Origin of the sequence: Paenibacillus sp. NRS-1782, assembly GCF_050467685.1 — a bacterium.
Lineage (GTDB): Bacteria > Bacillota > Bacilli > Paenibacillales > Paenibacillaceae > Paenibacillus > Paenibacillus terrae_A.
Genome location: NZ_JBITPH010000040.1, coordinates 82,960 through 95,940 on the forward strand (window position 1 = coordinate 82,960; position 12,981 = coordinate 95,940).

The 12,981-nt window shown below is 43.3% G+C and carries 10 protein-coding genes and 1 other annotated feature (1 of these 11 only partly in view); of the genes, 7 read left to right on the plus strand and 3 right to left on the minus strand.

Annotated features, from left to right (window positions below):
- The first annotated feature begins 24 nt into the window (after nucleotides 1-24).
- The 6 genes from ACIFQM_RS15135 to ACIFQM_RS15160 all read left to right on the plus strand — a co-directional run bounded on the left by ACIFQM_RS15135 (nucleotide 25) and on the right by ACIFQM_RS15160 (nucleotide 8,848).
- Nucleotides 25-3,117, plus strand: a complete 3,093-nt coding sequence (locus ACIFQM_RS15135; RefSeq protein ID WP_430040469.1) for a lantibiotic dehydratase — start codon at nucleotides 25-27, stop codon at nucleotides 3,115-3,117.
- On the plus strand, nucleotides 3,108-4,952 hold the full coding sequence (locus ACIFQM_RS15140) for an ABC transporter ATP-binding protein (RefSeq protein WP_430065737.1): 1,845 nt from the start codon (nucleotides 3,108-3,110) through the stop codon (nucleotides 4,950-4,952). Before ACIFQM_RS15135 ends, ACIFQM_RS15140 begins: the two co-directional genes overlap by 10 nt.
- Complete coding sequence (locus ACIFQM_RS15145) at nucleotides 4,934-6,274, plus strand: lanthionine synthetase C family protein (protein WP_430047968.1); 1,341 nt, start codon at nucleotides 4,934-4,936, stop codon at nucleotides 6,272-6,274. The genes ACIFQM_RS15140 and ACIFQM_RS15145 overlap by 19 nt, the downstream gene beginning before the upstream one ends.
- A gap of 29 nt (nucleotides 6,275-6,303) precedes the next feature.
- On the plus strand, nucleotides 6,304-6,453 hold the full coding sequence (locus tag ACIFQM_RS15150; RefSeq protein WP_430040463.1) for a gallidermin/nisin family lantibiotic: 150 nt from the start codon (nucleotides 6,304-6,306) through the stop codon (nucleotides 6,451-6,453).
- Between the two features lie 641 nt (nucleotides 6,454-7,094).
- The gene (locus ACIFQM_RS15155) at nucleotides 7,095-7,757 is read left to right on the plus strand and encodes a response regulator transcription factor (RefSeq protein ID WP_430040459.1); all 663 of its coding nucleotides are present in this window, start codon (nucleotides 7,095-7,097) and stop codon (nucleotides 7,755-7,757) included.
- The gene (locus ACIFQM_RS15160) at nucleotides 7,748-8,848 is read left to right on the plus strand and encodes a sensor histidine kinase (RefSeq protein ID WP_430047962.1); all 1,101 of its coding nucleotides are present in this window, start codon (nucleotides 7,748-7,750) and stop codon (nucleotides 8,846-8,848) included. Before ACIFQM_RS15155 ends, ACIFQM_RS15160 begins: the two co-directional genes overlap by 10 nt.
- A 29-nt stretch (nucleotides 8,849-8,877) precedes the next feature.
- Here the strand turns inward: ACIFQM_RS15160 and ACIFQM_RS15165 are convergent, their stop codons facing one another.
- Complete coding sequence (locus ACIFQM_RS15165) at nucleotides 8,878-10,152, minus strand: MFS transporter (RefSeq protein WP_430040455.1); 1,275 nt, start codon at nucleotides 10,150-10,152, stop codon at nucleotides 8,878-8,880.
- A gap of 453 nt (nucleotides 10,153-10,605) precedes the next feature.
- Between ACIFQM_RS15165 and ACIFQM_RS15170 the strand changes: the two genes are divergently transcribed.
- Nucleotides 10,606-11,160, plus strand: coding sequence for a GrpB family protein (locus ACIFQM_RS15170; RefSeq protein WP_430040453.1), 555 nt, complete (start codon nucleotides 10,606-10,608; stop codon nucleotides 11,158-11,160).
- 3 nt (nucleotides 11,161-11,163) lie between these two features.
- On the opposite strand, the gene ACIFQM_RS15175 is transcribed toward ACIFQM_RS15170, so the two are convergent.
- On the minus strand, nucleotides 11,164-11,487 hold the full coding sequence (locus tag ACIFQM_RS15175; protein ID WP_430040452.1) for an iron-sulfur cluster biosynthesis family protein: 324 nt from the start codon (nucleotides 11,485-11,487) through the stop codon (nucleotides 11,164-11,166).
- A 76-nt stretch (nucleotides 11,488-11,563) separates the two neighbouring features.
- Complete coding sequence (locus ACIFQM_RS15180; RefSeq protein ID WP_430047959.1) at nucleotides 11,564-12,748, minus strand: aminotransferase class I/II-fold pyridoxal phosphate-dependent enzyme; 1,185 nt, start codon at nucleotides 12,746-12,748, stop codon at nucleotides 11,564-11,566.
- 43 nt (nucleotides 12,749-12,791) lie between these two features.
- Nucleotides 12,792-12,981: a binding site (T-box leader), on the minus strand (it continues 49 nt past the right edge of the window).

The window sequence follows — 12,981 nt, forward strand, 5'->3', positions numbered from 1 at the left end:
ATTCAAAATAGTAGGTGAATAGTTATGAGAGCATTGTATGACCATACGAATCAGTTTATGGTTCGTTTGCCATTACAAAATAATAGTTTGGACTTTTTGAATAACGAAGATCAAGACAGGCTTTTGACACAGCTGTGTGAAGATCCTGCCTTTAGAGAACAAGTATTAGTATCCAGCAAAACATTGTATGAAACGATGAAACATTTCTTAAATAGGCCAGAGAAGCTGACAGGTAAGAAGAAGAGAAACTTTGTTGAATCCATGATTAAATATGCGATACGAAAAGCAATAAGAACGACACCTTTTGGACTTTTTACATCTGTCGGAGCGGGTCAGTTTGCATCAGGAGAGCAGTTTACATTTGATCAGCATCAATTTTACAAAAAAGCCAGAGTGGATCTGGAATGGCTCTTTAACATGATTAAAAAACTGGAAAAAGAATCTGCCGATCGGCTTGAATTCAGAATGAATGATGCATGTTACGTTAAGGGAGATCGTGCTTTTTTATTATACAGTACAGATGGAAAAGCAGATGAAATCAGTATTCGGGCTACTCCTGTATTTAGGATTGTATATGAGAGTTGCGGAGAATTTGTATCCTTTCAGGATATCACACGAAGGCTAAGTCAGAAGTATCCTCATACGGAAGGAGGAAGAATCAAGGATTATGTCATGGAATTAATAGATAAGGAGTTTCTTCTATCCAATCTGAGGCCGCCCCTTACAGTGTTGGACCAGTATCAATACTTTATTGAACAGGCGGGGAAGGTAAGCGTTGCTGAAGATAGACTGGCAGAGCTAAAGGCGATTGCAGTACAAATGGAGCATTATAGTCAATTGCCTTTGGGACAAGGGGAACACGAATACATAGCTTTGTTCGAAAAGATGAATCAATTGGAAAAATCATCATCACCTTTACAGCTTGATTCAGGCTTAGGAAAATCAAGCTTCACACTGAGCGAACAAACAGCAGCTGAGATTTGTAAGCTTGCAAGCATCCTGACGATGCTTGCACGACCTTTTGCCAAGCAGTCTGGTTATCTTGAGCATTACAAGAATCAGTTCATGGAGAAGTATGGGATGGATCGTGAAGTCGCTATTATGGAAATGCTGGATAGCAGTTCGGGCATCGGGGCGCCATTATCGTATGCGAATCCGTATAACGATTTCCATGAGGTTCTTCCTATGGATGAAGAGGATTCATCGGGTCTGAAAAATTATTTCCTAAATAAATATGTTGATGCGTTGAGGGAACATGGGGCTATCGAATTGAATGATGCGGAATTAACACCATATTGCGATTCAGCCATAGATCCTAACGAAATTCCAGTGTCATTAGAGCTGAATTTTCTTATCAAGAGCTATGATCAACAGCTGATGCTGTATATGGGACCGAATACAGGCTCTACTGCTGCGGGGAAAACCTTTGGAAGATTCTCATACTTGTCAAAAGAAATGGCCTCGATCGTGCAGGCGCTCAATGATAAAGAAAAGGAAATCAGAAACGAAAATTTCAGCTTATGTGAGCTGAGTTATATTCCGAATCAAGTTAGAGCCGGCAATGTAACCAGGAATTTGAGCTACAGGGCCAAGGAAATGTCTCTTTTTACGAACAGCTCGCGTTCTGAACAAGACCGGGTCAAGATCGAGGATATTTTAATTGGGATAGATGAAAATATGTTTTATGCAAGGCATAGGGCAACAAAGGAGCTTTTGGTGTTTGAGTCCAATAACATGCTGAATCCATTAAGCGCAAGTAATGCCATTCGATTCTTACAGGAAATTGCATTAGATGGAAAGCGAAATTGGAGCTTGCTTCCATGGTTAGAGGTATACAAAGGATTTAAGTATATTCCAGAGATCAGATATAAAAGCATCGTCTTATCAAGTGCGCAATGGAGCATTAGCTTGGACGATCTGCACGGAACGCCCAAAATGGATTTTAAAGAATTTAAAAGCCGTTTTATCCAGTATCATACTCACAATGGCTTGCCGGAGAAGTTTTATATTGTACGTGGAGATAACAGGCTGCTTATTGCAGTGAATCATGATGAATTACTGAAAATTTTATATGCAGAAATGAAGAAAAGCACACACACTCCCTTAAATCTGGTAGCTATTGAGCAGGGAGAAGATGTAGCCATCGATGAGCAGCAACATCTGCATGCAGCAGAGGTGGTTGTTCCTCTGTTCAAGAGACAATTCGAAGATCAGCAACATAAGCTTCGCGTCCGAATGTCTGGTTGTACCCAAGAGGATAGCAGGGTGAAAATGCCATTCGATGATTGGTTGTTCCTGAAGTTGTATGCCCAATCCTCTAGAGAGGAAGAGTTGATTGCTTTTGAAATTGCGGATTTTTGCGGGTCATTATCTGAAAAATACCCCATTCAGTATTTTTTTATGAGATATAAAGACCCAAAATCCCATGTGAGGCTAAGATTTCATGGCGATTCTTCGATGTTATTGGAAATATATCCTGCTATTCTAAATTGGCTCAAAGGGCTAAAGCAACGAGGGCTTGTTGCAGACACGGTTCTGAGTTCCTATGACAGGGAGTTGGAGCGGTATGGGGGTTCCGAGCTAATGGAAGCAGCAGAACAGGTCTTTTTTGTGGATAGTAAAATCGTTGAGCAAATATTAAGAATGACCAGAATGAAGCAGCTGACGATGAGTAAAGAGATCATCGGTGTGATTTCCATTATGAACTACATGAATCAGTTGAGTTTGGATTTTGAAGCACAGCTTGATTTTATGGAAAATAACAGCTCTCCAGCTCAATATCGCACAGAATTTAGAGAGGACAAAGACAACTTGCTGGCTCTGTGTAATGGTGACCCACATTGGATGGAGGTCAGGAAAACGGAAGCTGGAAATGTGCTTATCCATCTGCTGGAACAAAGAAATGAAACAGTGGCTAATTATGCGCAGCTTTTAAAAGAACAGGCGGATCGTTTAACTACTCCTGAAGAGCATATTTGGGGAAGTATCATTCATTTGCATTGCAACCGATTGTTGGGAACCGACAGAGAGCTGGAGAACAAAGTGATGACATTAACCCGACATATCTTGTACTCACGTCGATACCAGCAGACGAAAGAGCCGTTGTTATGGAAGTAAAGGAGCGAATCAGCTTTACGGAAATCTGGGCAACACTGCAACAATTGCCCAAGACCGTTCGATTGGTATTTAAACTCGAAAAAAAGCTATTTATCTATATCGTGATGCTCCGTTTATTGATCGGTTTTAGCCCAATTGTTTCTTTGTATATTTCACAATTATTAATTAATTCTCTCGTTAATATACAAACCGAATTCAACCGCGTTATCTATATATTTGCCATTTTTATGGCAGTATCCTTGCTAACTGAGATCATATCTCAAGTATCTGGCTATAACGAGGGAAGATTCCAGTTTCTTATGAACTACAAGCTTAATTATAGGGTGATGGAAAAAAGCGGTGATCTTTCACTTGCAGATTTTGAGAATTCGGAGATTTATAACAGATTGGAACGGGTTACGGGAGAGGTTGCATTTAGACCCTATCTGATTTTTCAGGCGGTTATATCACTGATGACCTCATTGATCACACTAGTTTCCGCCATTGCTTTTTTAATGGCATGGAATCCGCAAGTGTCTGTTCTATTACTGGTGATTCCGGTCATTTCATTATTTTATTTTTTAAGAATAGGTCAGCAAGAATTTTTTATACAGTGGAAGAGAACCAGTTCGGAACGAAAAGCATGGTATCTCAATTATATCCTTACCCATGATTTTTCGTTTAAAGAAATTAAGCTGTATAAACTAAAAGATTATTTGCTTCAAAGCTATTGGGCAATCAGAGAGGCGTTTATTAAGCAGGACACCTATATTTTACGAAAAAAAACAATATTTAATTTAGTGTTTGAAGTTATAGTCCAATTGGTCGGGGCGGTTGTTATTCTGACTGCCATTATGTCGGCCTATGCAGGTGGAATCATGGTGGGTCATGTGATCAGCTATATTCGATCCGTCTCTCTGGTACAGAGCAATTCCCAGTCGATGATGGGAAATATCTATTCTATTTACAATAGTGGTCTTTATATGAACCAATTGTTTGAGTTCCTCGAATATGAAAGTGAAAGAGAAGCTTCAGAGAACATACCGTTGCAGGAAGGAATCGGGCAAATTAAAACGATACAACTGGAAAATGTCTCATTCAAATACCCGAATCAGGCAATGGATGCATTGAAACACGTGAACCTTTCCTTTAAGTCAGGAGAGCGAGTTGCCATTGTTGGACCTAACGGTTCAGGTAAAAGCACTTTGATAAAGCTGCTTACGGCTTTGTATTCTGTGCAAACGGGAGACATTTTAGTGAATGGCAAGCCTATTCAACAGTGGGGGAATGAAGGCTATCAACAGCAAATTGCGGTGTTGTTTCAGGATTATGTGAAATATGAGATGAAGCTTCAGGAGAATGTAGGCTTTGGTCAGGTGAGTGAAATGGAGCGCAGAGACAAAATCACTTCGGCTTTGCACACGGCTGGCGTCAACTTCATGAAGAAGGATGCCGCCTCCTACGATCTGGATGCCCAGTTGGGTCTATGGTTTGACGAAGGGAGGCAGTTGTCGGGTGGACAATGGCAAAAAGTTGCTCTCGCCCGAGTCTACTTTCGGGATGCCTCAGTGTATATTTTGGATGAGCCGAGCGCCGCGCTTGATCCGATTGCAGAAAAGCAGACATTCGATACCTTTTTCAACCTGTCTAGTGAAAAGATAGGCATATTCATCTCACACCGCTTGGTGGCGGCTCAACTGGCTGATCGTATCATTGTAATGGATCAAGGGGAAGTCGTTGGAGAAGGCCCGCATGATGAATTACTGGAAAATTGCTCTGTCTATAAGCAGATGCATGATTCGGAAAACTATCAAGATTCGGATAGGAGTGGCGTGGTGTGGGAGCAGGTGTTTTAAAAGAAACGGATCAGGACGTAATAAATATCATAAAAAAAATAGCTCTAAATATTCAGGATTATGAGGGACTACTGGAAATTGTGAATGCACAGAAAAATATCTATACGGTGAGCGGGTTAAGCTTCCATCCTTGGAACGCTGTCTCCCTGAGTCATGGATTGCCTGGCATCTGTATGCTGTATGCGGAGCTGCATGAACATTTTCCCGATGAAGGATGGGACCAATTAGGGCATCAGTTTCTGGGGACTTTGGTCCAGGAAATCTCGGAACAAGGGCTGCAATCATCCTCTATGTTTTCAGGTGCGGCAGGGGTCGGGCTGGCAGCTGTATGCTTGTCTCAGAACTTTAAACTGTATCGTAAATTTACAGATCGTATACATGATTATCTGTTGCAGCAAGTCCCAGTCATGATTAGCGAATGTACAAAAAGAGATGTGACTATGAGTGACTATGATGCGATAGAAGGCCTGAGCGGAATTGCTAATTATCTACTCATTTTTTCTGAAGATAAAAAAATGCGTCCTTTACTTTTGGAAGTCATACAGTATTTGGTGAATTTAACTCACGATCAAGAATATGATGGCGTTCAGATTCCGGGTTGGTATATCTCGGCGAAAAATCAGTTTACGCCTATGGAGCAGCAGCTATATCCGAATGGTAACTTTAATTTGGGATTGTCTCATGGGATTTGCGGACCTATCATCATTTTGTCCAAGGCCTTGCTGCAAGGAGTAAACGTACCCGGTCAAGCTCTGGCGATTAAAAAAATGGTGGATTTTCTGCTGCAGTTTGCCAATCGGGATGGGGATGAGCTTTCCTGGAAGGGATTTATCAGTTTTGAAGAATTTAAGAGGGGTCATGCTTCCGAACAAGATAATGTAAGAAGAGATGCCTGGTGCTATGGCAGCCCCGGTGCCTGTATGTCCCTGCTGTATGCGGGAAAGGCGTTGCAAGAGCGGCTCTATAGCGACTTAGCCATTCAGGCGCTACAGCAAACCGTGCAGCACGCGCAGCATTTGGTATCACCTACATTTTGTCACGGTTACGCAGGCATTGTTCAAATCCTGATGGCAGCGCGTGAATTGAGAGGACAAGCTGTTTTTACAGATGAGATTATTTTCTTGAAGGGCAAAATCCTGAGCTTCTATGATGATACGTATCGGTTCGGATTCCATAATTTAGAATATAGTGAGGATGATGGCGGAAGGGTGAAGCAACTGGACTATGTTGGTTTACTTGGCGGTGTAACGGGGGTGTTGCTGCCCCTTATAAACATCGAGCTGGGGCAGAAAACCAGATGGGACCAAGCATTTATGCTGTGAAGCAAATGCTATGAAAGGAGGTGAATAAAATGGCTAAATTTGACGATTTTGATTTGGATATTGTAGCTGTTTCCAAGCCGGCACAAACTTTCCCAGCTACATTTGGATGCTTGACAGGCCAGTGGTTATGTCCAGGCACCAGACCAAGCACAATTACTTGCCCGTGTATTTTTAAGTAACTTGATATGATGAAGATATCTAAAAGGGGATAGGAAAAATGGGTAAATTTGATGATTTTGATTTAGATATTGTATCTGTGTCCAAGCAGAGCGCCTTCATTCAACCGCAGGCTGCTACGGATCGATGTACATTCGGATGCTTAACAGGTGCTCTATTATGTCCAAGCATCAAACCATCCACACTTTCCTGTCCATGTCCGGTGACTCTTTCTTGCCGGTAAGATTCTTAATCATTTCTCTACAGGTTTAATCAGAATAATGATTTCAAATTTGAATTTTTTCGTTTTTTTATCAGCTATATGAAAGCCATATCGGATATTCCAGAAGCTAGTGCAGTTTCTGGAATATCCCCAAACGAGTGAACAGGGCCTGTGAATCTATCTTCCGATTTCGGCGCCCACTCACTCGTTTTTTTATATCAGCATTTTGCATCATTCGATTCCCAACGCTTAAAAGTACAATATATAGACAAACTAGACCGTTTTGATCTATGGATTGCTGCAAAATACTCATATGTAGCATTAATAGTTTGAGAAATGAAATTAATTAAGGAAAAAATATACTTATTTATGATACAATTATTATATTAACCTACAAGTAGGAGATAATTACAGGATAGCTGTCATAATAGGGGGATCTAGGTGGCCAGCATACTAGCAGTAGATGATGATTTAGACATTCTGATGCTGATTAAAAATGTATTACAAAAAGACCAGCATCTCGTTTGTATGCATCAAGTGGTAAAGGATTTACCGAAGGAGGCTTTTTTGGGCTACGATCTGATTCTTCTGGACGTGATGATGCCTGATTTGGACGGTTTGGAGCTTTGTAAAAAAATTCGGAATGTGGTTGAATGTCCGATTGTTTTCTTGACAGCCAAAGTGGGCGAAGAAGCCATTGTCGAAGGGCTAAAGGTGGGGGCAGATGATTATATTGCCAAGCCGTTCGGTGTTCTTGAACTTAGTGCGCGAGTAAGTGCACATTTGAGAAGAGAGCATCGTGAAAAACACCCTGACCGAACGATAGTTTCAGGTGTGACCTTTGATTTTGGTACGAAAAAGGTCTCGGTTGAAGATATTCATATTCCCCTTACGAAAAACGAATATAAAATATGCGAGTTCTTGGCGAAAAATAAAGGGAGAATTTTCACAAGAGAAGAAATATATGATGACGTTTACGGTTTGGACGGTCATGCACAATTTGCAACAATTACAGAATTTATCCGATCTATACGTAAAAAATTCAGCTACCATCATTTGACTCCCATCAAGACGATGTGGGGTGTAGGATACAAGTGGGATTAAGAAAAACGACGATCCGCAGAGAACTGCTAAAGTATATATTTTGTCTATGTTTGAGCTGTGTGGGTATGATTATGCTATTTCTAATATTGTACGGTAATATAAAAGAGGGTGATCCGCGTCCTCAATTTCAACTGACAAGTATAGTTTTTTTGATGGTATGCATTATGGGGGCGCTGTTTGGAATCATAACTATTTTTGCGAAGAAAATGAAGAGAAATCTGGCTAAGATAAGTTGGATGACCCGTCATATCCAGAATAATAATTTGGATTTTGAAGTGGAGTGTTCTCAAATTCAAGAAATAAATGACGTCATTTTTTCCTTGGAAGAAATGAGAGATACACTGAAAGGTTCTTTGCAGACACAGTGGGAATTGGAAAAAAATAAGCAGGAGCACATGGGGGCACTGGCTCATGATATTAAGATCCCGATTACGATTATTAAAGGAAATGCAGAATTATTAAGATTATCCGACCATAGCCCGGAGCAAGCGATTTATATTGAGTATATTCTAAATGCGGGTAATAAGATCGAACAATATATAAGCTTACTTATTCAATTGTCGCGAAGCGATTCTGATGTATTGGCGGAAGCATTGTCCTGTATATCTATTCAAAAGTTTGTAAAAGATTTGGTCGGAGATACAATTGCCTATTGCGGAAAAAAAACAGTTCAGTTCGTGCTGAAGGATAATAGACTGCTGGACATCAAGGTATATATGTATCAGGATTTGTTACAACGGGCCTTGATGAATGTACTTTGCAACGCTGTGGATCATACACCTGCCGGGGGAACGGTAGTATGGGAGATAAGTTATTTAGGAAACTCAATAGAGTTTGCAATTAGAGATAGCGGCGAGGGATTCTCTCCAGAAGGCTTGAAGAGAGCTACACAGCTTTTTTACATGGAGGATAAAAGCAGAAGTTCAAAAGGGCATTATGGTATAGGGCTAACGTTTGCAGCTAAAGTGATCAACCACCATCAGGGTACAATGATGTTAGAAAATCACAACGAGGTAGCTCCTTATGGTGGTGGGGTAGTACGTATCATAATACCCGTAAAAATGAACATGGTTTTAAAAATGGAAATGTAGTCAGTCCGCTATAAAGCGGACATTTTTTATCATGGAGTTGTTTTAGTTTTAGTGTGTGACAGCTGATCTATAGATGTGTTACGGGTTACGGCCCAAAAAATAAGTGCCAAGGTGCTGACGCCAGCACCCAACAGACATACCCCATTCCAGCCGGCATATGTGTACATATGAGTCGAGGAGATGGCTCCAGTGGCGCTGCCGATGGAATAAAATATCATATAGCCTGCGGTAAGTCGGCTACGTGCTTCAGGACGCACAGTGAAAATCATACTCTGATTCGTCACATGCACAGCCTGTACCGCCAGATCCAGAAGGATAACGCCAAGGACCAAAGCGAACAGCGAGTGCTCGGCATAGCCGATAGGCAACCAGGATAGCAGCAGCAGAGCCAGCGCAATACCTGTCGTCCGCTGTCCTGAGCCTTGATCGGCAAGATGTCCTGCCCGCGTAGCCGCTAATGCTCCAGCGACTCCGGCCAGACCAAAGGCCCCGATGGCAGTATGTGAAAGAGATAGCGGCGGGGCACTGAGAGGCAATACTAGCGAAGTCCACAATATGCTGAACGCAGTAAAAATGAGCAAAGCCAGCACAGCCCGAACACGCAGAATCCGTTCTTGCACGAACAGTGTGAAAACCGAACGAAGCAGTTGAGGATAGGATAGCGTTGCTCCTTTGGATTCATTCTGTGGCAGTACTCGAAACAGCGCTACAGCCATGAATAGCGTCAATGCGGCGGAAATAAGGTATACCGAACGCCAACCTGTCAAATCGGTCAATACACCGGCAACGGTTCGTGCCAGCAGAATGCCGATAACGACTCCGCTGGTCACCAGACCTACGATACGTCCGCGTTCAGCCGGGGCGGCCAAGGTTGAGGCGAACGCGACAAGTGTCTGTGTGACGACAGCCAGCATTCCAACCGCTGCCATGCCCATAAGCAGGATTGTACGCGTCGGGGCTAAGCTAACCGCGATTAACGCCAGCACGGATAACAGCATTTGTCCGGTAATCAGCCGTCGTCGATTCAAAAGATCGCCAAGCGGGACTAGCAGCAGCAGTCCCAATGCATAACAAATCTGTGTCACTGTAATGATGATGCCAACTGATGAATGCGTGATGCCAAACTCGTCCGCCAGTGCGTCCAGCAATGGTTGCGCATAATAAATGTTGGCGACAGCCAGTCCACAAGCTATGGAAAATAAGAGTGCTACAGACCGGGAAATGGAAGGAACGGGGGAGATTTTTGCAGCGTTAGTTACGGTTTGAGGCGATAGGAGTACCGCTTTTTCTTCTGACGTCTTCATTTTCACATACCACATCGCTTTCTATAATTACATACCGATAAGTATATAATACCGATTGGTATGTAATAAATTTAGGTCAATATACCTCGATTCCATATGAGATGTCAAGCATTTATCATGTACATACTTGACAGATTATTCTGACGATCATACAATTTTAATATACTGAACGATACGAAAAGAAGGGATTATTTATGGTTCGTCCACGGAAATTTGATGAGGAAACGGCATTGGATGCAGCAATGTAACTTTTTTTTGGGAAAAGGATTCGAGGCTACGTCTTTCTGCTGTATTTCAAGAATATACGATCAGGAGAGCTTGAGGCTGACACCGATGCCAAAGCTTTGGCCCAGACTCTGGTTACAGCCGCAAGCTTCAAGATGAAGTAATGGATATTAAAAAAGATACGGTTGAATGAGAGAATGCACGAGTGGGTATAAGGGGGATAAGTGAATGCATGAGGAGCAAAATCAGGAACATTGGCCAGTGTGGGCTACGGAGCCTGTAAAAATAGTGAATCCTGATCCTGACTGGTCAGAGCAGGGCTTGCAGATCATTCACCAGTTGCGGGAGCTGCTACTGCCGTTTAAGGTGACGGAGATGGAGCATATAGGAAGCACGGCAATTCCCAATCTTTCCGCTAAGCCCATCATAGACATTATGGCAAAATTGGAAGCTTGGGATAGGCTGGAACAGATTGTGTCCGTCTTACAACCAGCAGGCTGGAGCTATGTTCCGCCTGAGCTGGACGGTCGGGAATGGAGAAGATTTTTGGTTAAAGTGGAACAGGATCAAAGAAAGGGACATCTGCATCTCATGCTGGAACATGAGGAGCATTGGGATCAACAACTGTTATTTCGGAACCGTCTTCGTGAACGGCCTGAGCTGGTTCAGCAATATGACGCCTTAAAAAGGCAGCTGGCGATGGAAAATCAGCATGATCGTGAAGCGTACACGGAGGCTAAAACCGATTTTGTGCAAAACGTTCTGGATGCCGGACCATCCTAAAGATTAGGACAGCCGGACATCCCTGATTTTTACATTATTACTATAGAAGGTAGAATCGCTGGATAGTTTATAGGAAGGGAATTTCTCGTCTGCATCAAGGCGCATGGATTCCTCAAAATAAATCGCCTGCTGACCGCTAACGAGAAAAGGCAAGCTGCCCGCCTGTACTTCTATATCGCCGTTGTCGGGTGCGCTGACGATCTTGAGCACTGTAATACCATCACAGCCGCAGCCCTCTGTGTCGTAAAAAAGCTTGATATAGCCCGGTTGATCACCGAGAATTTGTGTAAGTCGCTGCTCGGCTAGTGGACTGATTTGAATGTTCATGATGTCATTTCGCTCCTTTGTGTATGGGGTGCAACAGTTTTCATCCAGTGTTCATGTTCACGATATGAAGGGCTGATTACAGACGTCTCAAGAACACGCTGATACGCTCCAAAGCGATTTCCAGTTGCTCGTGCGATGATGCGTAGGAGCAGCGGATAAAGCCCTCGCCACCCGGACCGAATGCGGAGCCGGGTACAGTAATGACACCCTCTTCTTCCAGTAACCGCTTGGCAAACTGCTCTGAGCTTAATCCCGTATGAGTAATGGAAGGAAAAGCGTAGAAGGCACCGCTCGGTTCATGGCAGGGCAGTCCTGCCTGACACAAGCTTTCAACAAACCATTTTCTGCGCAGATTGTACGATTCTATCATGCGGTCTTTTTCTTCCAGCCCGTGGCGCAGGGACTCAATAGCGGCAATTTGCCCGATTATAGGAGCGCACATCACGGTATATTGATGGATTTTCAGCATGGCTGAAATCAGCTCCTGCGGGCCGCAACCATAGCCGACTCTCCAGCCTGTCATTGCAAAGGCTTTGGAAAAACCGCTGATGAGCAGGGTTCGTTCTTTCATGCCCGGCAGAGCGGCGAAGCTTACATGCTTCTGTCCATAGGTCAGCTCACCATAAATTTCGTCCGAGATCACGACTAGATTATGCTCCTCCACCAAGCGGGCAATCGGTAGCCAGTCCTCATAAGTCATCACTCCACCTGTCGGATTGTTCGGATAACAGAGAATAAGCACTTTGGATCGTGGAGTCAGCTTGGCTTTGAGCGCTTCAGCCGTCAGCTTGAACTGCTGATCAGCAGAGGTTTCAACCGTTACGGTATGCCCTCCATTCAGAAACGTGATCGGTGAGTACGAAATATAGCAGGGAGCAGGAATGAGAATTTCATCGTGTTCCGTAATCAGGGCGCGGAGCGCCAAATCCAGCGCTTCACTGCTGCCGATCGTTACCATGATTTCATTTGCCGGATTGTAGGACGTGTTAAAACTTCTCTCCAGATACCCGGCAATCTCCTCACGCAGCTCGGGAAGACCAGCATTCGGTGTGTACGAGGTCTTGCCATTTTCCAGTGCTAGAATACAAGCTTTTCTGACATGTTGAGGGGTCACAAAGTCCGGTTCGCCAACACCAAGCGAAACGATATCTTTTCTGCCCGTACTATATTCAAAAAACTTACGGATGCCTGAAGGCGGCATTTCCCGTACAGCTGGAGTTAAAAAATCGCTTATAGATACTGTGGTCGATACGTTCGTCATATTGATTTCCTCCTTTTTGAAAAACAAAAAAAACCCGCCCCTGTAAAGGGACGAGCTTATACCCGTGTTACCACCCTAGTTTCATTCCATAAGAAATGACACTCTGTTCACGTATCCATCAATACGTGTTCCGGTTAACGCTGGAAAGGCGGCAGAGCTTACTTCAGGTTCAGCCCGCTTCTCGGAGATGGCGTTCGGCTACCCTCGGAATGTTGGCTTTCACCTGCCCCAAC